General features: G+C 42.2%; 24 protein-coding genes. 3 read left to right on the top strand and 21 right to left on the bottom strand.

What is annotated here, in order from left to right; translation table 11 throughout:
- Nucleotides 1-5: 5 nt before the first annotated feature.
- The 8 genes from PAN07_RS10760 to PAN07_RS10725 all read right to left on the bottom strand — a co-directional run bounded on the left by PAN07_RS10760 (nt 6) and on the right by PAN07_RS10725 (nt 6083).
- On the bottom strand, nt 6-1049 hold the full coding sequence (locus PAN07_RS10760; protein WP_084861988.1) for an acyltransferase: 1044 nt from the start codon (nt 1047-1049) through the stop codon (nt 6-8).
- Nucleotides 1050-1110: 61 nt separating this feature from the next.
- A complete protein-coding gene (locus PAN07_RS10755) occupies nt 1111-1341 on the bottom strand; it encodes a DUF1146 family protein (RefSeq protein WP_084861990.1) in 231 nt (76 codons plus the stop codon).
- 56 nt (nt 1342-1397) lie between these two features.
- Nucleotides 1398-2435 (bottom strand): SepM family pheromone-processing serine protease, encoded by a 1038-nt coding sequence (locus tag PAN07_RS10750; protein WP_000727281.1) that lies wholly within the window; start codon nt 2433-2435, stop codon nt 1398-1400.
- Nucleotides 2419-2907 carry a pantetheine-phosphate adenylyltransferase gene (gene coaD / locus PAN07_RS10745; protein ID WP_254754144.1) on the bottom strand — a complete coding sequence of 163 codons (489 nt, stop codon included), beginning with the start codon at nt 2905-2907 and terminating at the stop codon, nt 2419-2421. The genes PAN07_RS10750 and coaD overlap by 17 nt, the downstream gene beginning before the upstream one ends.
- On the bottom strand, nt 2897-3436 hold the full coding sequence (rsmD, locus tag PAN07_RS10740; RefSeq protein ID WP_247949615.1) for a 16S rRNA (guanine(966)-N(2))-methyltransferase RsmD: 540 nt from the start codon (nt 3434-3436) through the stop codon (nt 2897-2899). The genes coaD and rsmD overlap by 11 nt, the downstream gene beginning before the upstream one ends.
- A 64-nt stretch (nt 3437-3500) precedes the next feature.
- On the bottom strand, nt 3501-4493 hold the full coding sequence (asnA, locus tag PAN07_RS10735) for an aspartate--ammonia ligase (protein WP_000748003.1): 993 nt from the start codon (nt 4491-4493) through the stop codon (nt 3501-3503).
- A gap of 111 nt (nt 4494-4604) precedes the next feature.
- Nucleotides 4605-5288: a Bax inhibitor-1/YccA family protein gene (locus tag PAN07_RS10730; RefSeq protein ID WP_049510787.1), complete on the bottom strand. Its 684-nt coding sequence runs from the start codon at nt 5286-5288 to the stop codon at nt 4605-4607.
- A 54-nt stretch (nt 5289-5342) separates the two neighbouring features.
- Nucleotides 5343-6083: an RNA methyltransferase gene (locus tag PAN07_RS10725; protein WP_269797930.1), complete on the bottom strand. Its 741-nt coding sequence runs from the start codon at nt 6081-6083 to the stop codon at nt 5343-5345.
- Nucleotides 6084-6116: 33 nt separating this feature from the next.
- On the opposite strand from PAN07_RS10725, the gene PAN07_RS10720 reads away from it, so the two are divergent.
- Together PAN07_RS10720 and yidC are read left to right on the top strand one after the other, a co-directional pair.
- Complete coding sequence (locus PAN07_RS10720) at nt 6117-6395, top strand: acylphosphatase (RefSeq protein WP_143952514.1); 279 nt, start codon at nt 6117-6119, stop codon at nt 6393-6395.
- Nucleotides 6396-6472: 77 nt separating this feature from the next.
- Nucleotides 6473-7399 carry a membrane protein insertase YidC gene (yidC, locus tag PAN07_RS10715; protein WP_269797929.1) on the top strand — a complete coding sequence of 309 codons (927 nt, stop codon included), beginning with the start codon at nt 6473-6475 and terminating at the stop codon, nt 7397-7399.
- A 226-nt stretch (nt 7400-7625) separates the two neighbouring features.
- On the opposite strand, the gene pflA is transcribed toward yidC, so the two are convergent.
- The 11 genes from pflA to PAN07_RS10660 form a co-directional block, all read right to left on the bottom strand.
- A complete protein-coding gene (gene pflA, locus PAN07_RS10710) occupies nt 7626-8420 on the bottom strand; it encodes a pyruvate formate-lyase-activating protein (RefSeq protein WP_001288286.1) in 795 nt (264 codons plus the stop codon).
- Nucleotides 8421-8545: 125 nt separating this feature from the next.
- On the bottom strand, nt 8546-9796 hold the full coding sequence (locus PAN07_RS10705; protein WP_269797928.1) for a diaminopimelate decarboxylase: 1251 nt from the start codon (nt 9794-9796) through the stop codon (nt 8546-8548).
- Nucleotides 9797-9862: 66 nt separating this feature from the next.
- A complete protein-coding gene (gene purR, locus PAN07_RS10700) occupies nt 9863-10690 on the bottom strand; it encodes a pur operon repressor (RefSeq protein WP_004255834.1) in 828 nt (275 codons plus the stop codon).
- A gap of 104 nt (nt 10691-10794) precedes the next feature.
- Complete coding sequence (locus PAN07_RS10695; RefSeq protein ID WP_020903082.1) at nt 10795-11736, bottom strand: 3'-5' exoribonuclease YhaM family protein; 942 nt, start codon at nt 11734-11736, stop codon at nt 10795-10797.
- On the bottom strand, nt 11726-12982 hold the full coding sequence (locus tag PAN07_RS10690; protein WP_269797927.1) for a DNA recombination protein RmuC: 1257 nt from the start codon (nt 12980-12982) through the stop codon (nt 11726-11728). Before PAN07_RS10690 ends, PAN07_RS10695 begins: the two co-directional genes overlap by 11 nt.
- Before the next feature lies 1 nt (nt 12983).
- Nucleotides 12984-13646, bottom strand: coding sequence for a thiamine diphosphokinase (locus PAN07_RS10685; protein WP_269797926.1), 663 nt, complete (start codon nt 13644-13646; stop codon nt 12984-12986).
- Complete coding sequence (gene rpe, locus PAN07_RS10680; protein WP_000084990.1) at nt 13609-14265, bottom strand: ribulose-phosphate 3-epimerase; 657 nt, start codon at nt 14263-14265, stop codon at nt 13609-13611. The genes PAN07_RS10685 and rpe overlap by 38 nt, the downstream gene beginning before the upstream one ends.
- Nucleotides 14266-14275: 10 nt before the next feature.
- Entirely contained in the window at nt 14276-15154 is an 879-nt protein-coding gene (gene rsgA / locus PAN07_RS10675) for a ribosome small subunit-dependent GTPase A (RefSeq protein WP_261121210.1), read from the bottom strand.
- 1 nt (nt 15155) lies between these two features.
- Nucleotides 15156-16028: a 16S rRNA (adenine(1518)-N(6)/adenine(1519)-N(6))-dimethyltransferase RsmA gene (gene rsmA, locus PAN07_RS10670; protein ID WP_269797925.1), complete on the bottom strand. Its 873-nt coding sequence runs from the start codon at nt 16026-16028 to the stop codon at nt 15156-15158.
- A 77-nt stretch (nt 16029-16105) separates the two neighbouring features.
- Nucleotides 16106-16672: a ribonuclease M5 gene (rnmV, locus tag PAN07_RS10665; protein ID WP_269797924.1), complete on the bottom strand. Its 567-nt coding sequence runs from the start codon at nt 16670-16672 to the stop codon at nt 16106-16108.
- Nucleotides 16672-17445: a TatD family hydrolase gene (locus tag PAN07_RS10660; protein ID WP_269797923.1), complete on the bottom strand. Its 774-nt coding sequence runs from the start codon at nt 17443-17445 to the stop codon at nt 16672-16674. The genes rnmV and PAN07_RS10660 overlap by 1 nt, the downstream gene beginning before the upstream one ends.
- Nucleotides 17446-17601: 156 nt before the next feature.
- On the opposite strand from PAN07_RS10660, the gene PAN07_RS10655 reads away from it, so the two are divergent.
- A complete protein-coding gene (locus PAN07_RS10655; RefSeq protein WP_269797922.1) occupies nt 17602-19446 on the top strand; it encodes an APC family permease in 1845 nt (614 codons plus the stop codon).
- Nucleotides 19447-19734: 288 nt separating this feature from the next.
- On the opposite strand, the gene PAN07_RS10650 is transcribed toward PAN07_RS10655, so the two are convergent.
- Both PAN07_RS10650 and rpmH read right to left on the bottom strand, forming a co-directional pair.
- Entirely contained in the window at nt 19735-21699 is a 1965-nt protein-coding gene (locus tag PAN07_RS10650; protein WP_269797921.1) for a peptide ABC transporter substrate-binding protein, read from the bottom strand.
- 137 nt (nt 21700-21836) lie between these two features.
- A complete protein-coding gene (gene rpmH, locus PAN07_RS10645) occupies nt 21837-21971 on the bottom strand; it encodes a 50S ribosomal protein L34 (RefSeq protein WP_000831905.1) in 135 nt (44 codons plus the stop codon).
- Nucleotides 21972-22001: the final 30 nt, after the last annotated feature.

Below are 22001 nucleotides of genomic sequence, written 5' to 3'. Positions count from 1 at the left end.
TTCCTTTACTCTTGATTTTGTAATAGACTTACTTTCTTTGTAATTCTATTAACTAATTTATTAATAATCCAAGCTAAAATTAGACTAAGGACCAGCACAAAAAATGTAAATATCACATCATTTATTCTGGATGACACAAGTGTTTTTCCTAGCATAGAAATAACTAATCCATGTATCATATATAATTCAAACGATATACTACCTATTAAAATCAAATATATATTTGAAAAATTTATTTTTTTCAAAAAAACAATAATAAAGTAGATTGTAAAAATAATATTATCTAAATTAGCAGCTAACGCATAACTATAACTATCTTCTAAATGCACATACCTCAACAAAATATCGTATTGATGTGAAATAAAGAGTAACACAGTTACTAAAACAAGTATGATAAAATAATGTCTATCTAAAACTCCATCAATTTTCTCTTTATTTTTAGCCCATATTAAGCCAATTATGAAGGGGAAAACACTATTATACCACCAAAAACCGTAACCTAATTTTATAGCTAAACAAATATAACCAATTATGAATACTGTATTGATAACAATAGAAATAAACTTATTTTTGAAAAACTTAAATGATATATAAAAAAATATATACATTAGAATTATAATATCGACAAACCATCCATTATAAATAATTGTACTTCCTTTTTTAAATAAGTTAGCAAAAAAATCTAAATCCATTAATTGACCGCTTAAAAATCTGTAAAACATATAAATCAAAGATATAGAAAAAAATGGAACTAGAATTTTAGAAAGTCTCTTAACTAAAAAATTATCTAGATAGTTTTTCTTATTTTCGTTCTGAAAATACAATCCATAGGCTGATAAAAAGAAGAAAATAGAAACGATATAAGTTCCCATATAGGAAAAATTAGAAAATTCATCACCAGATGTAACCCATTGTGACAAATGATGAAATATTATTCCTATAGCTAGAAATCCTCTAAGCCCTGATGTAGATTTAACATTTAGATATTCCTTATTTTGAGGTAACAAATAAATTAATAGCGTTATCAACAATAAGATTATAATATCCATGAATTCTATTTCTCCCTATAAGTTTAATAATATCTTGAAAGTAATTTCTTAAACACGCAAATTATAATGATCCTCTAAGCGCTTCTTGCCACAACTGATATAGGCTGATAAAGAAAGAACTCATGATGTAGCCCATTACAATACTGAAAAAGGCTACTAGTAAACGAACTTTTCCTGTATTCTCAGTTGTCACTTTTAAAACCTTTTCCCATCTAACAAGATCCTTTAAAAGGTAAAAACTCACATAAATAAAGAGCATGTGACTGCTTAGAGTGAATAATAATTGAACCATTTGACTATTATACCATCTTCTCTGTTTGTGCGCTAGTTTGGAAACTTAACTTAAAACTAGGGATTGTTTTTCAAGTAATCAATTGCGTCTTGTAGGGTTTTAACAGGCACGATTTTCATATCTGTCTTGATTGTTTTAGCTGCTTCCAGAGCTGTTTGGTAGTTGTTTTTAGCATCCGGATGCGCTTTTTGTTCTTCTTCGCTAACAGGGTTATCAGGGGCAAAGAAAATCGCGGCACCTTCTCTAGCCGAAGCTACAACTTTTTTATCAATACCTCCAATATCCCCCACATTCCCATCGCGGTCAATGGTTCCTGTACCGGCAACGATACGACCATTACGAAGGCCAGGGTCAGCTATTTGGGTATAGATGGCCAGACTAAACATGAGACCAGCACTTGGGCCACCGATACCGGCTGTTGAAAAGCGAATTGGAACATCACTGGTCACTTCTGTACGGTCAATCAAACCGATTCCAATTCCATTTTTGCCATTTTCCAAGGTGATAATCTTACCTTCTGCAGACTTGGTTTGCCCATCCTCTTCATAGGTGACCTTGACGGAGTCCCCTAGTTTTTGAGAATTGACGTAATCAATCAAGTCTTTGGAACTGTCAAAGGTTTGATCATTGACTGCTGTGACCGTATCAGAGATGTTAAGAATCCCTTTAAAGGTCGAATTATCCGTCACAGTCAAAACATAAACCCCAAGATATTTTAGTTCAATATCCTTACCAGCTGTTTTTAGCCCTTGATACTTGGCCATATTTTGCGATGTTTGCATGTAGAATTGATTAATCCGCATAAATTCAACATCAGAAGAGCCACCTGTAGTCTCTTGGGCACTACGAATATCTGTAAAAGGCGTCAACCACGCATAAATCATATGGGCTAAAGTAGCGTGCTGGACACCAACCGTAACAAATTGATAGGCACCAGCTTCCTTATCTTCTGTGTCATTGACTTTAAGGACTTGGCGAATATCTTCCGAACCACCTGGAACTTCTATATAGTAGGGCAAGGGCACTACAAATGCCAAGAAAGTCACAATTAAGGCCGCAATGACATATAAGGGCCATCTAATCTTTTTTTTCATTTCTTATTTCCTCCAAAATACTATCAGGAACATAGCAGGCAATATCCTGACCAAACTTCAAAAGCTCTCTAACACCTGATGAACTGATATAGAGATGTTCAGGTCGGCTATGTAAATAAATGGTTTCTATATCAGGAGACAGCTGATGATTGTAGTAATCGAAACTGGCTTCATATTGCAAATCCGTTGCATTTCTCAAGCCTCGTACCAGAAAGGTAGCCCCCAGTCTTTTTGCAACATCAACCACCAATTCATCATGTGAAAACACGACTTCAACATTTTCCAAATGTTCCAAAGCCTTTTCTAGCCCCCGTTTACGATTTTTAAGAGGGAGAAATCCCTGTTTGTGGGGATTTAAAAAAATACCGACATAGAGCTTATCAAAAAGTCTGCTCGCCCGTTCAATGATATCCAGATGCCCATTTGTCATCGGATCAAATGAGCCTGTGAATAAGCCAATCTTATCTGACATAGACTGTCACCTTACTAATTCCATAAATCTTTTCCTTCCAGATGCCCAGGCAGGCAATTTCTTCTGGAAGTTCAACGGCCTTATCCGTCTCACACACGACCATGACATCTTCAGAAAAAAGCTCTCTCTCAGCCATTTTTTCAATATCTGCTACGATTTGTTCCTTGGCATAAGGAGGGTCTAAGAAAATGAGATCGAATTCCCCAGATACCTGCTCCAGAGCCCTTTCCGCCTCCATCTTGAGGAGTTGAAATTTTCCAACTTCCTTGGTCATCTGGATATTTTCAGCCACGATAGCCTGAGCCTTACGGTCTCGTTCCACCAAAACAGCACTGGCCATGCCACGCGATACTGCCTCAATAGATAAGCCACCACTACCTGCATAAAGGTCCAAGACCCGCCCCCCTTCAAAGTAGGGACCAATCATGTTAAAAATAGCTCCCCTAACCTTATCCGAAGTAGGTCTTGTCGTCTTTCCTTCTAGTGTCTTGAGGGGACGTCCCCCATAGATTCCTGATACGATTTTCATACCGTTTATTATACCAAATTATGGGCGAAAAGAGAAAGAAAACCGAACCTTACGGTTCGATTCTCTACAAAATATTTTCGTAAGTATCGCGGACTTCTTGAGGCCAAACACTTGTTTGCACTTCTCCGATGTGTTTCTTGCGAAGTAGGAACATGGCCATCCGAGATTGTCCAATTCCCCCACCGATTGTCAATGGGAATAGGCCGTTCAACAAAGCCTTGTGCCATTCCAATTCCAAACGGTCTTCATCACCTGTAATGGCAACCTGACGACGAAGCGTTTCTTCATCTACACGGATTCCCATAGAAGACAACTCAAAGGCTCCCCCCAGAGACTCATTCCAAACAAGAATATCGCCATTCAGACCCTTGTAACCATTTTCAGATTCGCTCGTCCAGTCATCGTAGTCTGGTGCACGTCCATCGTGCGGTTTACCGTCTGGTAATTCCCCACCGATACCGATCAAGAAGACTGCTCCAAATTCTTTACAGATAGCATTTTCACGTTCTTTCGGTGTCAAGTCTGGGTAGCGTTCTACCAACTCTTCTGTGTGGATAAAAGTGATTTGTTTTGGCAAGATTGATTCGATGTCATAGCGGGCTTCAACAGCTAGCTCAGTCAAGCGAATGGCCTTGTAAATCTTCTCAACTGTTTCTTTTAGATAAGCGATATTCCGTTTACCATTTGGGATAACTTTTTCCCAGTCCCACTGGTCAACATAAACAGAGTGGGTCGCATCCAGCGAATCTTCGTCTGGACGAAGGGCCTTCATGTGGACAAAAAGACCTTCTCCCTCACCGAAACCAAAACGGGCCAAAGTATGGCGTTTCCATTTAGCAAGTGAGTGCACCACTTCATAAGTAGCATCAGGGATTTGGAGAACCTTGACTGATACGGCATTCTCAACACCTGATAAATTATCCTGCATCCCGTCACCGACCCTACTCAAGATAGGACCTTGAACTTCGACAACTTCTAACTTATCTTTCAAATACTGGGTAAAAGTGTTTTTGACAAAGGAAATCTCTTCTTGTTGATGAATAAAACTTTTCTTCATAAACTACTCCTCAAAAATTTAATTAAAAGCATTATACACCTATTTCCAAGAAAAGAAAAGACCAAATATAAAAAAATCAGCGCTCCTTCGAACACTGATGTTAGGGACCTTTTAGTCATTGCGACCAAAGATACGTAGAATACTTAGGAAAAGATTGATAAAATCAAGATAGATACTGAGAGCCATTGACACAACCCAACCTGTCTCTACACGACCTTGTGATTGCTCATATGCATAGCGAATTCTTTGGTTGTCCCAAGCAATCAGCCCAGAGAAGACCAAGACCATGGCTACGCTAATCATATAATCAAAGAAACCGCTAGCCAAGAAAATATTGACTACCATAGCAATCAACAAACCGATAAGAGCCGCCATCATAGCCCGACCAAGGCCACTCAAATCTTTCTTGGTGAACATACCGACTGCCGCCATGACAAAGAAGAGAAGGGCGCTTGATACAAAGGCAGATAAAACTGTACCTGGAGTATAGAAGGCCACCACAAAACTGAGGGTAAAGCCGTTTAATACTGAGTAAAGTAAAAATACTGGAAGAGCCGCTGGACTATTCTTCGAAGCCATACTGCTGGCAACAAAGACCAGAGCTAGCTCTGCAAAAGTAGCAATGGTCAACCAGAGGCGTCCCTGCATCAAAAAGTAAACCAACTGAGACTGAAAGACGGTCAACATAAGACCTGATACTAAAGCGGATAGTCCGATCCCCAGACCAACAAAGGCATAAACCTTAGCATAAAATTGATTGAGACCTGCGCGGTCGTGAATAATAGTGTGATTCATCTTTTCTCCTTTTCTATGAACATCTTTCCTTGATTATAACAAAGAAAGTTAAAATTAGCTTAAATGGAAAATTAAAATACCAGCTGCAACGGCAACATTCAAACTCTCTGCCTTCCCCTTCATGCTAATATGGACCAACTGGTCTGCACTTTCAGCCATAAGGGGACTAATTCCTTGCCCCTCATTTCCCATGACTAGTACAAAATTTTCTATAGGAGGCAGTTCTCTGTAATCAACAGAATCTTTAGATAGGGTTGTTGCCAGCACTGGGATAGCAACCTCTTTGATTTCCTTAAGAAGCGCTTGACTAGACATCCGGTAAATAGGCAGATGGAAATGACTGCCTTGCATGGAACGTAAGGTCTTGAGACTGTAGATATCTGCCGATTTATCTGAAACAATTACTCCTGTAAAACCTGCTGCATCCGCAGTCCGAATGATAGTTCCCACATTACCAGGATCTTGCACATCTTCCAAAAATAAAAACTTGCCCTGACTCAAGTCAGCTTGTCCTACTTCTTCTTTTTGAACCACCGCGACGATTCCCTGCGGAGTCTGAGAATCCGCCAAATCTAGCAAAATATCCTCTGAAACCCAGACAGTTTGCGGAAACGAGGCTAACTGTTCTCGATAACTTTCTAGGGCAAAGATTTTCTCAATCGTCACTCCAGCTTGGACAGCTTCTTCAAACAAGTGCCAGCCTTCAATCAAATAGGCAGACTTGCGGTATTTTTTTTGGTGTAATTTCTTGGCATTTTTTACCACAGAATTGGCTTTTGAGGTTATAATAGTCATAGAAATATTATAACACAATCAAAGGGGTTTGGTATGCAAAAGGTTAGAATGATTGCCCAAGGTAGAGTGCAGGGAGTTGGATTTCGTTGGGGTGTTTACAGCCTGGCGCTTGAAATCGGTGGTATTACTGGACGAGTTTGGAACAATGACGACGGTACAGTGGAAATTTTAGCCCAAGCAGACTCATCTGCTACCATGGCAAAATTTATCCAAGAAATCCGCAAAGGACCCACACCTTTTTCAAAAGTCAGCTACTTAGATGTCCAACTGAGCAACTTTCCTCCTTACCCTGACTTTAAAATCGCAAATTAGGTCTCTAGAACTATTGTATATTTTGTAAAAAAACAGTAGAATAGAAAGGTATAATTTTTTAAGAAGGAATAAAAACAGTGAAATCTATTAAACGTTTTGCACTCTCGGCTATGGGAGTGGCTATGTTGCTTGTCTTGACTGGCTGTGTTAGCGTCGATAAAGCAACAGGAGAGCCAACAGGATTTATTTGGAATACTTTCGGAGCGCCTATGGCTGAAGCTATCAAGTACTTCGCTACCGATCAAGGTCTAGGCTTTGGTGTCGCTATCATCATCGTAACCATTATCGTGCGCTTGATTATCTTGCCACTTGGTATCTACCAATCATGGAAGGCAACGCTTCACTCTGAAAAGATGAACGCCCTCAAGCACGTCCTTGAGCCACACCAAACACGTCTCAAGGAAGCAACAACTCAAGAAGAAAAACTCGAAGCCCAACAAGCTCTCTTTGCAGCTCAAAAAGAGCACGGTATCAGCATGTTTGGTGGTGTAGGATGTTTCCCTATCCTCCTTCAAATGCCTTTCTTCTCTGCAATTTACTTTGCTGCCCAATATACTGAAGGTGTTGCTCAAGCAAGTTACCTAGGAATTCCTCTAGGCTCTCCAAGTATGATTTTAGCTGCCTGCGCTGGTGTCCTTTACTATCTTCAATCACTCCTTTCACTTCACGGAGTAGAAGATGAAACGCAAAGAGATCAAATCAAGAAAATGGCTTACGTGAGCCCAGTCATGATTGCCGGCTTCTCCCTCATCTCACCAGCTAGTGTCACACTTTATTGGGTTGTCGGTGGTTTCATGATGATTCTCCAACAGTTTATCGTCAACTATATCGTTCGTCCAAAACTTCGCAAAAAAGTCCGTGAAGAACTGGCAAAGAACCCACCAAAAGCACGTGCTTTCTCTACACCAAGTGGACGAAAAGACGTTACCCCTGAACAACCAACTGCTATCACAAGCAAGAAAAAACACAAAAATCGCAACGCTGGAAAACAACGTTCGAGATAAGAAGAAAAAGGCTTAGCTAGTTTGCTAAGTCTTTTTTGCAAGTCATACTCTTCGAAAATCTCTTCAAACCACGTCAGCTTCGCCTTGCCGTATATATGTTACTGACTTCGTCAGTTCTATCCACAACCTCAAAACCATGTTTTGAGCAGCCTGCGGCTAGCTTCCTAGTTTGCTCTTTGATTTTCATTGAGTATCAAAAGCCCGATGTTTCCATCAGGCTTCTTTTTTATCCATGTACACGTTTCATATAGTCTTGGTAACTTTCGGTATCCATGAGTTTCTTAGCGTTCTTGACGCGATCTGCTGTTGGTGGTTTAACCCCTTCGAGGGAATATGGAATTCCCAATTCACGCCATTTGAACTCACCCATAGTGTGATAAGGTAGAATTTCAAACTTATCCACATTTTTGAGGGTCTTGACGAACTTCCCAAGTTCAATCAAGTCATCATCTCTATCTGTCAATCCTGGAACTAGCACGTGGCGAATCCAGACAGGTTTTCCAATATCTGATAGATACTGGGCACAAGCCAAGATATTTTTATTGGTTTGGCTAGTGACAATCTTGTGCTGTTCTTCGTTGATTTCCTTGATATCCAAGAGAACTAAGTCAGTAACAGCCATGAGTTTGTCAAACTTCTCAAGGTAACGTGGTTTATTACGGAAAGGCAGTGCACAGGTATCCAAGGTACAGTGGATTCCGTGTTCTTTGGCCTTGGTAAAGAGGGCAATCAAGAAATCAATCTGCAAGAGGGCTTCTCCTCCACTGACTGTAATCCCACCCTTATTCCCCCAGAAACCGCGGTAACGCAAGGCTTCAGTCAAGACATCATCTACCGTCCGTTCACGTGACTTATTGGACTCCATAGCCCAAGTGTCAGGGTTGTGGCAATACTGGCAACGCATGTGACAGCCCTGCAAAAAGACAATAAAGCGAATACCAGGCCCATCTACTGACCCAAAGCTTTCTGTCGAATGCACCATTCCTGTCACTTGTCCATAATCAATTGTTTCTTCAGACATATCGTTACCTTCCTTGAAAACGTTTTATAGTTTTATTATATCATGACTTGAAAGAAAAACAAGATTTTTGCCTATTTTTTAGAAAGCAATCTGTTTTTCAATTTCATTTTCAATTAATTATCATTTTATTCTTCAAAATCAAAACCATACAAGGTTGCAAAATAGTCCTCAGGGCGCTCTGCACGGCGGATTTGACGGGCTTTGCCTTCTTCGGTATAGAGGATTTCCGCAGAACGAAGTTTGGCATTGTACTGGTAGCCCATTGAAAATCCGTGGGCACCTGTATCATGAATTACCAGCAAATCACCGATTTCTGTATGAGGCAGTTCGCGATTCACTGCAAATTTATCATTGTTTTCACAGAGTGAACCAACCACATCTACCACTTCAGCTGGCCCATCTGGATGGGTCACGTTAGTAATATGATGGTAGGCTCCATACATAGCTGGACGCATAAGGTTGACTGCTGATGCATCCACACCTAGATAGGTACGGTAGGTTTTCTTCTTATGAGTAACTCTTGTGACCAAAGCACCGTGAGGTGCTAACATAAAGCGACCCAATTCGGTAAAAATCTTAACCTGACCAAGACCTGCTGGCGTAAGGACCTCTTCATACACCTTACGAACTCCCTCACCAATCAAGGCGATATCGTTCGGCTCCTGGTCTGGACGATAATTGACACCAATACCGCCAGAAAGATTGATAAAGTCTAGCGAAATACCCAACTTTTCCTTGATTTCAACAGCCAATTCAAAGAGCTGACGAGCCAACTCTGGATAATAGAGATGGGTCACTGTATTGGATGCTAGGAAGGAGTGAATCCCAAAGGTCTTAGCTCCTTTTTCCTTCAAAATCGCAAAGGCTTCAAAAAGCTGGTCCTTAGTCATCCCAAACTTGGCTTCTCCAGGATTGTCCATAATGTCGGTCCCCAGTTCAAAAATACCGCCAGGATTGTAACGACAAGAGATGATTTCTGGAATGCCTGCCGCTCGCTCTAGATGTTCAATATCTTCAAAAGCATCCAAGTTAATGGTCGCACCTAATTCACGCGCATAGGCATATTCCTTGTCTGGCGTATTGTTAGAAGAGAACATAATCTCAGAACCTGGAAAGTCCAGTTTATGGCTCATCAAGAGCTCTACATAACTAGAGCAGTCCACGCCACAACCTTCCTCTTGGAGAATTTTCAAAATAACTGGGGTTGGAGTAGCCTTAACTGCAAAATATTCCTTAAAGCCCTTGTTCCACGAAAAGGCTTGGTTGACGGCTCTTGCCTTCTCACGAATTCCCTTCTCATCATACAAGTGAAAGGGAGTCGGGAACTCGGCAACAATCGCTTCTAAGTCTTCTTTATTAATAAATGGTGTTTTCATAAGTTTCCTTCTATTCTATTTGCAAAGAAAGGCTGGGACAATCGTTCCAACCTTTAGTTTTATCTCTTATTTATCTTCGTCAAAGATATTGCCAACCTCAACATCGATAGTTTGGTTCTTGACATCAATATTGGTTACTTTCAAGAGTGACTTGTAGTCAAACTGCTTTTCACGTTCTTCTTGGGCATTATCCGCAAAGACCGCTACACCTGCCAATTCTGAATCAAACTCACGCAAGAGGCTGATCATCCCATTGACAGTTCCGCCACCTTTCAAGAAGTCATCCACAATCAAGACACGGCTGCCTGCCTTGAGACTACGTTTTGATAGAAACATTTTCTCAATGCGGTCACCACTTGAACCGGATACATAGTTGACGCTGACAGTTGAACCTTCGGTAATTTTCAGGTCACGGCGCACAATAACAAAAGGAACATTGAGGACATTGGCAACTGCATTTGCAAGTGGAACACCCTTAGTCGCTACTGTCATAACCGCATCAATTTTTTGGTCCATAAAGCTCTTGGCAATAATGCGACCAATATTTTTCAAGATAGCTGGTGTGCTAAGCAAATCAGACAGGTAGATATAGCCACCTGGCAAGATACGGTCACTTTCTGACAACTTGGCACGCAAGTCCTCAACCATTTCCTTGGCATCATGGCTTGAGATTGATGGTGTGAAAATGACACCACCACCAGCACCAGTTACTGTCTGGATATGACCGATTTCAATTTCCTCAAAGGCGCGTTTGATAATCACGATATCCTCTGAGATGGATGATTTAGCAGATTCATACTTTTCAGCAAAAGTATTGAGACTAGTTAGTTTATAAGGATTATTAATCAAATAGTTGGAAATGACAACCATCCGATCACTTCTTCTTAATTTCATTTCTATTTCCCACTTCATTTAATTTTGATATTTTATCTATTATACCATATTCACATAAAAAAACGAACATTCTTATCCTAAAAATGCTCATTTTTCTTAAATTATTAATCTAAATCTGGTTTATAGAAGGAACGATTGTCCATTGCGAAGATTTTATTGGTCATCTCTCCTTTATCCACCAAAGCAAGAGCAGTTGACATCATCATCATGCTTGCATCCAGATTGTCAATCATATGGATAATCTCTGCTTCCATAATGCGTGGACGGACTGGACTTCCATACTCAAGCAAGCCGTGGTGACTAAGGATGACGTGACGAAGCAGAACGACTTCTTCCTTGGTATCATCGATACCGAGTTCCATAACTGTTTTAGTAATTTCGCTATCAATCAAAGCAATATGCCCAAGGAGATTGCCTCGCACTGTATACTCGGTCTGGTCTGGTCCCGTCAACTCAATGACCTTAGCCAAGTCATGCAGCATAATCCCCGCATAGAGCAGGCTCTTATTGAGCTGAGGATAAACTTCGCTAATAGCATCTGCCAAACGCACCATGGTTGCAGTGTGGAAAGCCAAACCCGTTTCAAAGGCATGGTGGTTGGTCTTGGCTGCTGGATAGGAGTAAAATTCCTTATCATACTTGGTGTAGAGATTTCGGACAATCCGTTGCCAGACAGGATTTTCAATTTTAAAAATCATTTGCGACATATAGTCACGGATTTCCTTGACATCAACTGGCGACTTGACCTTGAAATCAGCTGGATCATTGGGTTCACCAGGCTGAGGCAGGCGGAGGGTAATTTGATTGACTTGAGGGGTATTGTTATAAACTTCTCGGCGTCCTTTCATGTGGACAACCTTACCTGCGGTAAAGGCCTCAACGTTATGAGGTTGGGCATCCCAGAGTTTCCCTTCAATCTCGCCACTATCATCTTGAAAGGTAAAAGCTAGGTAATTTTTCCCAGCTCGAGTTTGCCTCAGGTCAGCTGACTTGATTAGGTAAAAGCCTTCAAATAGCTCATCTTTTTTCATGTGACTAATCTTCATATTCTTCCTCATCTTCTTGGAAATGGAGTAGATCAAGCGCAGGCTCACCTTCTGACAACTCAATGTGACGGAGCGTCCGCTCGATAGCTGTGGTACGACGGTTTAATAGTTCATCAATATTGCCAGAGGCATGTTGGAGGTGTTTTTGTGCCTTGACCAGAATGCCACCAAACTTGCCAAACTCGGTCTTAACACTAGCAAGAGTCTTACTAATATGGTCAGCACTCTTTTGGATATTAAGGGTTTTGAAACCAACTGATAGGGAATTGAGAAGAGCTGATAGGGTACTTGGACCTGCGACAATAATCTGCTCTTCCCGTCTCAAGTCATCAAAGAAGACCGGATTGCGGACGATTTCTGAGTAGAGACCTTCTGTCGGAACAAACAAAACTCCAAAATTGGTAGTCCGAGGCGGTGCTATGTACTTGCTCTTGATATCCTTGGCAAAGCGTTTGACGCTGGCTAGGAGCGACTTACGACAGCGTTCGATCTCGTCCTTGTCACCCGCTTCATAGGCTTCTTCTAAGCGGTAATAATCTGCCAGTGGAAACTTGGAGTCAATCGGTAAGTAGACATATTCCTGGTCACCCTGTCCAGGCAACTTGATGGCATACTCCACTCGTTCACTAGAGTTTTCAACCGTTGCGTATTCTCGTTCGTACTGGGCAGGTGTCATGATGTCTTCGATGATTTGTCCCAGTTGCAATTCACCCAAAATCCCTCGCGTCTTGGTTCCAGAGAGAACCTTGTTGAGGGCCCCGACATCACGCGCAACTGTCTGCATTTCTCCCAGACCACGATTTACCGACTCCAGTTGCTTAGAAACTGTCTCAAAGGAAGCCTGCAAGCGTGTCTGCAAGGTCTTTTCTAACTTTTCCTCGACCGTTTGGCGCATTTGTTCCAAGCGTTGCTCATTTGATTCCTGCAAGGCTTGAAGGCGTTGGTCAGTCTTGTCTCTAGTTTGGAGGAGATTATCTGTCATTTCTTGACGAACTTGAGTCAGGCCTTGGTGCAATTCTATTCTCACTTCTTGCAAACGGTCGCTGACAGCCACTTCCAAATCTTTTTGGTCCAGCTGGCTGGCTTGTCTGGCTTGTTCAAAGCGGTAATCCAACTGGTCTGACAAATGATCTGCCTGATCCTCCAAGCTCTTGCTTAGATGTTTTGCCTGCTTATCCTGCCTTTGCCAAATGAGAAAAAGTCCAGCTAGGTTGGCAATTAATAATAGAACAAGTAAACTTTCCATCCTACCTCCTGTCCTTGCTATGCAAGACAACCACATAGCCATCTGGGCAAGTCACCGACACTTCCCTATCTATATATTCGTTAGAAGCGTACACTTTTTTAAAGAAAAAATTTTCCTCTGTCAACTCATACTTGGCACCGATAATCGTCAGCTGGCTATCCCGAACTGGCATAAAAGCTAGATAATCGTAATCCGAACGTGGTTCAAGCTGATTGATCCCTTCTGGACAATAGGCAATCAAGTTTTGCCCATCCTCAATCGCTATCTGACGCATAAAGGGTGCCAACTTGGGATTGCTAGGCAGAAAGACATTGGCCAGCATATGGTCAATACGACCACCAAGAGCACCGAAAATAGTGACCTGAGCCTGAGGATTTTGCTCAAAGATGGTTAAGAGAGCCAATTCCAGATCTGTATCATCTTTTTCCGGATGGGCTTGGACAAAGTGCTGGGCATTTTTTTGAATTACCTGACACTCTTCTACAGTCACCGAATCAAAATCCCCAACTGCTAGAGCGAGAGGCAGATCTTCTTCCAAGACCCAGATTGAGCCTCGATCCACACCGACAAAGCAATCAAAATCCGTCCGGTAGTGACCGCGGTCTCCGCCTGCAAAAACGGCAACTCTAGTCCAGTTGTTTTCTGAGAGTTTGTACTCGCTCATTGACATCTCCCTTAAAGACATAGGAACCTGCTACAAAAACAGTCGCACCAGCTTCTTTGGCTTGAGCAATAGTTTGGTCATCAATCCCACCATCGACTTCGATTTCAAAGTTCAAACCTTTTTCCTCACGAAGGGCAACCAACTCACGAACCTTATCCATAGTTTCAGGTAGAAATGCTTGTCCGCCAAATCCAGGATTTACCGTCATGACTAAGACTTGGTCAACTAGGTGAAGCACGTGCTTAATGGCTTCAACAGGCGTACCAGGGTTAATGACAACCGAAGGTTTGACACCGAGCGAACGAATCTTTTGGAGGGCTCCGTGGATATGGGGTGTTGCTTCCACATGGATGCTGATGATATCCGCTCCCGCACGCGCAAAGTCTTCTAAATGATGCTCAGGATTAGCTACCATCAAGTGGCAGTCAAAGACCATCTTGCTATGAGGGCGAAGAGCTTCGACCACACCTGCACCAAAACTGATTTGTGGCACAAAGTGCCCATCCATGATATCGATATGGGCATATTCTGCCCCAGTTGCTTCTAGGCGTTTGATTTCACGTTCAAAGTTGGCATAATCTGCTGCCAGAATTGACGGAGCAATCTTGTATTGAGACATAGGTTTCTCCTTATTTTGGAATTTTTTTGCTGACTTTTTTATAGGTTTCTCTGCGATTTTCAATCTCACTGAGGAATTGCAGGTAGTTGTCAAAACGGAAGGTGGCAATGGCACCCTCTTCTACTGCCGGCTTCACTGCACAGGACGGCTCATGGGTATGGGTACAAGTGCGGAATTTGCAGTCTCGACTGACACTAGCAATCTCTGGGAAGGCCTGATTGAGGTCTTCAGCCGTTGACACTTCATAGTCCAATGATGAAAATCCCGGTGTATCTGCGATTTTACCCCCATTGAGGTTGTAAAAACTAACAGCTCGAGTAGTGTGGCGCCCGCGACCCAGACTGTCTGAAATTTCTCCTGTTTCAAGATTGAGGTCTGGTGCGATTTTATTGAGAAGTGTTGACTTCCCAACACCTGTCTGCCCCATAAAGACCGTAACCTTGCCTGTTAATAAAGGCAGGAGTTCCTCTTTACTAGTCACAAAGTCATAGCCGATGTCACCATAAGTCTGTTCATAAAAATCCAGTTCTCCTCTATCTTCCAACAAATCCATTTTAGAAATATAAACGATGGGATGGATGTCCTTGTGCTCCAAAAGAACCAAGAAACGATCCAGCAAATTGCTGTTAAAATCAGGTTCCTTGACAGACATGATCACCACAGCTTGGTCAATATTGACAATAGGCGGACGGACCAGACTGTTTTTCCGTTCATGAATCTTGAGGATATAGCCTTCTGAATTTTTCTCGGCAGAAAAATCTACTAAATCCCCAACGTAGGGAGTATGGCCTTTTTTACGGAAATTCCCACGCGCGCGTGTTTGATAGATCTGACCATCACTCTCTACATAGTAGAAGCCTGCCAAGGCCTTAATAATTTGTCCCTGCATCTTAGAGTCCTTGCCCTTTAAGCGCGTCTGCTAGACTGGCAAATTCTGTCAAGCTGAGTGCTTCTCCACGCACACTTGGTGACAAGCCTGCTTGGTCCAAAGCCTTGGTCAGCTTGTCCTTAACTTCCTCAGTCTTGCCAAAGTAACCTGTCAGGTTATTCCACAAGGTCTTACGGCGATGGGTGAAACTAGCCTTAGAAATCTTAAAGAAGAAGCTCTCGTCTTCCACTGCTACAGCTGGCTCTGGACGGCGCACCATTTTCAAGATGGCTGAGTCCACGTTTGGTGCTGGCACAAAGACCGTACGAGGTACGATAAAGGCAACCTTGGCAGTCATATAATACTGCACCGCGATTGACAAACTGCCATATGCCTTGGTATTTGGTTGAGCGGAAATGCGGTCAGCTACCTCTTTTTGCATCATGACCACAAACTCACTAAAAGGAATTCCGCTCTCGATCAAGTGCATGAGAATAGGCGTCGTGATGTAGTAAGGCAAGTTGGCTACTACCTTAATTGGCAGGTCAGGATTTTTAAAATTCTGGATATGCTGCGCCAAATCGACCTTGAGAATGTCCTCGTTGACTACGGTCACATTGTCAAAATCACGCAAGGTATCTGCCAAAATAGGCACCAAACGATGGTCAATCTCAAAAGCCATGACTTGAGCTGCACGCTCAGCCAAAAACTCCGTCAAGGCACCAATCCCTGGCCCGATTTCGATGACATTAACCTGGTCATCAATCTCAGCCGTATCCACGATTTTTTGAAGAATATTGGTATCCGTCAAGAAATTTTGCCCGAAGGACTTTTTAAAGGTAAAACCGTGACGCTCCAGCACTGCCTTGGTCACGCTATAATCTGCAATTCTCATCTATTCTCTTTTCTATTATCTGCTACTACTATCTGCTACTACTATTGTAACACATTCCCCTTACATTTGGGGTCTGCTTAACTATTCTCATAAGATTTCATAGCTTCTTCCACTTCTGCCAAGGTGACCCCAAACAACTCTAAGCGTTTGAGAAGTTGCTTGCCGTTGGAATAGCCAATCCGGAGGGCTTCTCCTAGATATTCTCTACGCTTACGGCTGTCTGCCCCTGCTAGAAAACCAAGGCGAATCAAGTCGCTACGACTGATATCAAACTGACTCTCATGTTCAAATTGTTCTGTAATCTGAGCTAGAGCCGTTTTCAGGTCTTCATAGCTGGCATGCTCAATTCCCAGAGAACGGCCCTTGGTCTTGGACTTGGGAACAGCTTCATCTCGTTTGAGGAAAGCATGCTGAACTGTTGGAATGGCCGTCATAATCATGCGACGAATCCGCTCCCCATTAAAATCTGGGTCTGTAAAGACAATGACTCCATGGCGTTGGTGTAGACGCTGAATCCGCTCTATATCCTGGTCATTGATGGCAGAACCTCGAGTCTCATAGGTCTCTACATTGAAATAACGTTTGAGATTGGCCGTGTCATCACGACCTTCAACCACGATGACTTGGGAAATTTTTTCTTTCATTACTTGTTTTCCAATCCAAAAATGCACTCTGCATTTGCAGTCGTTACCGCCGCTAGCTCTTCTGTCGTCATGCCACGCAAATCCGCGATAAAATCTACTACATAGCGAGTATAGGCTGTTTTGTTTTCGCGACCACGTTTAGGAACAGGAGCCAAATAAGGCGCATCCGTCTCTACCAAAATCTTGTCCAAAGGAAGTTCTCTAGCCGCCTCTTGAATATCGGTTGCCTTCTTAAAAGTCACCACTCCTGAGAAGGAAATAGTCATACCAAGCTCGACAAACTTCTCTGCCCATTCAAGAGTTCCTGAGAAAGAATGCATGATACCACCACGAGGACCAACGCCCTCGCTCTTAATAATCTCATAGGTATCTTCCAGCGCATCACGGGTATGGACCACAAAAGGTAAATCCAAGTCCTTAGATAACTGAATCTGACGGCGAAAAACCTGCTCCTGCACTTCTTTGGACGCTGTCATCCAATGGTAGTCCAAACCAATCTCACCCAAGGCAACTACTTTGGGATGCTTGAGCTTATCAAGCAAGTAGGCTTCAATCTCCTCTGAGTAAGTTCCAGCTTCTGTAGGATGCCAACCAATCGTCGCATAGAGTTGGTCATACTCTTCTACCAACTCCAAAGCACGCTCAATCGTCGGTTTATCAAAACCAACAATATTCATCTGTGTCACACCCATTTCAGCAGCCAAGGCAATTTCTTCCGCCTCACGACCTGCAAATTCTTCTACATTCAAGTGTGTATGTGTATCAAAAATCATCTCTTCTAACCTCGTTTTCTATCTTCTATTATACCAAAAAACTGCCTTCTCTCCTCATCTGTAAAAAATATTCTAAAATCCATCGTCGTCTCTTGACGCTATTTTTCCAAAGCAGTATAATAGCACTTATTGAAATTTTCAGAAAAGGAAATGACCATGTTTACAAAATTAAAACATACATTTATCGGTCGGCCTCTTAAATCCTTAACAGAAGGCGAAGGGGGACTACTGGGAAAAATGCAGGCACTAGCCATGTTGTCAAGCGACGCTCTGTCCTCCATTGCCTATGGACCTGAGCAAGTAGTTCTCGTCTTGGCTAGTCTCTCTCCACTTGCTATATGGTGGAGCCTTCCTATCGGCCTCTTTGTCCTCCTGCTCCTAGCTAGCCTGACCGTCTCCTACCGTCAAATCATCCATGCCTACCCTCAAGGAGGAGGGGCCTATATGGTTACTCGAGAAAATCTATCTCCCGAACTTGGCTTAATTGCTGGAGGTAGTCTGCTGGTTGACTACATGCTGACTGTGGCGGTATCGGTGTCATCTGGAGCCGATGCTATCACAGCAGCTCTCCCTGCTCTCCACCCTTACAACCTCCACATTTCCATTTTTCTAGTTTGTTTGCTTATGCTCTTGAATTTACGGGGCTTAAAAGAATCTGCCAGTTCACTGATGATTCCTGTCTATCTCTTTATCATCAGTACTGTCTTTCTCTTGCTCTATGGAATCTTTCAACTAGTAACTGGTTCTCTCAGCTATCAGGCAACTTCTCCTATCGGGCATGCTGTACCGAGTCTGTCTATCGTTCTCATTCTAAGAGCCTTTACCAGTGGTTCTGCCTCTCTGACAGGAGTTGAAGCTATTTCAAATGCCGTTCCCTTTTTCAAGACTCCGAAAGAAAAGAATGCTGCTCAGACCTTGACCATCATGGCCTTGATTTTAGGTTTTCTTTTTGCTGGTATCACCTTCCTAAACTACTGGATGGGGATTATGCCTCAACACGGAGAAACTATTCTTTCACAGATGGCTCAAGCCATCCTTGGCAATTCCTTCTTAGGTCACCTTGGCTATTATACCTTCCAATTCTCCACAGCCTTGATTTTAGCCGTAGCTGCAAATACTGGCTTTTCAGCCTTCCCTATGCTGGCCTACAATATGGCTAAAAACAAATACATGCCCCACCTCTTTATGGAAAAAGGAGACCGCCTAGGCTACTCTAATGGAATTTTAACTCTGGCCTTTGGGGCTATGATTCTTCTTCTCATTTTTAATGGCAATACCGAACGTTTGATTCCTCTTTATACTATCGGGGTCTTCGTTCCCTTTGCCCTTTCTCAGACTGGGATGATTCGCCATTGGAAAAAAGAAAAGGGGGCAAATTTCTTAAAACCTGCTCTTGCTAATATCCTTGGAGCTATCATTTGCTACGCGATTGTGCTAATCTTGCTCTTTTTCCGTCTCAGTGATATCTGGCCTTTCTTCCCGATTATTCTCGTACTCACTCTACTCTTCTTGGCGATTCACAGTCATTACCAAAAAGTGGCCCAACAACTGCGACTCTATGAAGGAATCGAAAAACGTACCTACGATGGCAATCTTGTCCTCGTCCTAGTAGGAAATGTCACCCGAGTCAGCGTCGGAGCCATTAACTACGCTCAAAGTATCGGTGACGAAGTCCTAGCCATGCATATTTCTACCAAAGAAACAGCAGAAAAAGACCAAGAGATTCTTCAAGAATTTGCCGATTACTTCCCAACCATTACTCTAAAAAATATCAAGATCAGCTACCGCGACATCATCACCCCTACTGTCAAGTATGTCAAACGAATTTCCGAGGAAGCTCAGAAAAAGAACTATACAGTCACTGTCCTCGTCCCCCAGTTTATCCCTAATAAACCTTGGCAAAATATCCTGCACAATCAAATGAGCCTCAAACTCAAATACGCCCTTCGTTGGCACCAAGACGTCGTTGTCGCTAGCTACTCTTATCACTTAAAAGAATAAAGAAAAGGCCCTACCAGAACCAAGAAGCATCTGGTAGGACCTTTTTTCTGAATCCAGTCACTATGCTTATACTCAATGAAAATCAAAGAGCAAACTAGAAAGCTAGCCGCAGGCTGCTCAAAGCACTGCTTTGAGGTCGTAGATGAAACTGACGAAGTCAGCTCAAAACACTGTTTTGAGGTTGCAGATAGAACTGACGAAGTCAGTAACATATATACGGTAAGGCAACGCTGACGTGGTTTGAAGAGATTTTCGAAGAGTATTAACTGAAAAGCATGACTAGGAATATCATTGAATGTGGTTAGCTAAATCTTCCTGAGCTTTTTTATTTGACTCAGCTTTTTCTTTTAGCCATTTTTCGTAGAGTTCTTGGTACTGTTTAGCAGTTACTGGCTCTTTTTGTAATTCAACATATTTGTAGTTGTCCGCATTTCCTTTATGACCAACGAATGAGAATGGGCCTGTAAACGGTACAGTCTTACGGAAGATTGGGTTGGCTCCACCACTTTGAACTGGTAGGAACAAGGCGCTATCTGTCAACCAAGCTTGGGCTTCAGCATATTTTTCATAGCGGGCTTGAGTATCTGTGATTTCTGCGTCTGCCTGATCCAAGAGTTTCTTGTAGTCAGCAAGATCAATCTTGTCCTTGACTTCTTTGTCTTTTCCTTCAGACAAGCCCATGTTTTTCAACTGAGAACCTTTCTCTGGATCAAGGATATCTAGGTACGTCTTAGGATCTGAATAATCTCCACCCCATCCTGAAATGTCAATATCGTAGTCTTTTTGCTCTGCTGTATCTGCAAAGTAGGTTGCTTGGTCTTTTTCATCTGGAGATAGTTGGATAACATCGATGACCACATTCTCCTTACCAAGGGTTTCTTCTACTGTTTGTTTGAAAGAACCGGCCTGTTGTACATCTAACTTAGCAGTCTGGTCAACTGGCATATCCAAATGAATTGGGAAAGTTACTCCCTGAGCTTGCAGACTTTCTTTGGCCTTAGCAAACTTCTCTTTGGCCTTTTCAGGATTCAAGAATGCTTGCTTACCATCGTTTAGGTTGATATTGGCCCAATCTTTACCATAGTTGACAATTTTTTCATTGACAATATCACCAAAGTTCTTATCGCCAACTTGGACAAAGTTACTTGGTGTAACCGTGTTACGCAAGATACGGTCTGCTCCATCTTCACCATTTGTCTGTGCTGCATAAGCATGACGGTCAAAGGCAAAGTTGATAGCCTGACGGAAATCCTTATTCTGCATAGCTGCGCGTGAATCTGTTTTTTCCTTATCAGACTGTTTCATAGTCTGCTTGTAACTTTGACGATTGACGTTGAAAAGATAATAGAAAGTAACTGAGTTTTGCGGTGTATAGGTAATCTTGTCCTCATTTCCCTTCTTGAGTTCAGCAAAGACTGAACTTGTTGGGAAAATACGGCCGTCTGTATAGTTACCATCCAAGAAGCCTCTAGCAATGCTGTCTTGATCAGATCCATCAAAGAATGAGAGTTTCACTTTCTCGATTTTAACATTATCCTTATCCCAGTAATTAGGGTTTTTATCAAATTCAATCAAAGATTTTGAGGTGAAGGACTTAAACAAGTAAGGACCATTTGACAAGATACTTGATGGTGTCACACTTCCAAAGTCATCTCCCTTAGACTTCAAGAAGGCTTCATTTACAGGACTAAGAATACTTGCTGTTGTTTTAGAGTTCCAATAAGTTTCAGGTTGGTTGAGGGTGTATTGTAGTGTGTAATCATCCACAGCCTTCACACCAACAGTTCCAAAATCAGATGATTTTCCTTCAACATAGTCTGCTAGACCCTTGATGGAGTCTTGTACCAAGTACAAGTTTTCAGCCTTTTTATCAGCCGCATACTTGAGACCAGTCACAAAGTCATGAGCTGTTACATCCGCATACTCTTCTCCTTCAGAAGTATACCATTTAGCCCCCTGACGGATTTTATAAGTGTAAGTCAAACCATCTTTTGACACCGTCCATGACTCAGCCATAGAGGGGATGAGATTGCCATACTGGTCATTTTCCAACAAGCCATCAATCAAGTTGGCTGTGATACTAGATGTAGAGTCTCGAGTAGAAGTAATATAATCCAAGGTATCTGGGTTATTGACAAAGATATAAGAGTAAGTCTTATCTGCATTACTTGATTGAGATGACCCACACGCTGCTAAAGCTAGACCTGCTGTCAAAGCCATAGCTCCAAAAAGCATAACTTTTGATTTCTTCATGATTATTCTCCATTTTTTACAGTATGTGAAATATTATACACCATTTGAGCAAAAATATAAAGCCTTTTGTACTTTTTTACAAAAATAAAAATCAGTAGACTCGAGTTCCTACTGATTTTTGATATAGTTCGTTTGGATTATGCAGCCAAAACTTTGCGTCCTTTACGACGACGAGCTGCCAATACGCGACGACCGTTTTTAGTTGACATACGGTTACGGAATCCGTGTTTGCGCGCACGACGAAGTTTACTTGGTTGATAAGTACGTTTCACGATGAATACCTCCTCATAGATTTTGTATTC

Source organism: Streptococcus sp. SM5, from assembly GCF_027497975.1.
The sequence above is the reverse complement of the archived record's forward strand: the minus strand, read 5'-3'. Positions and strand labels throughout refer to the sequence as shown.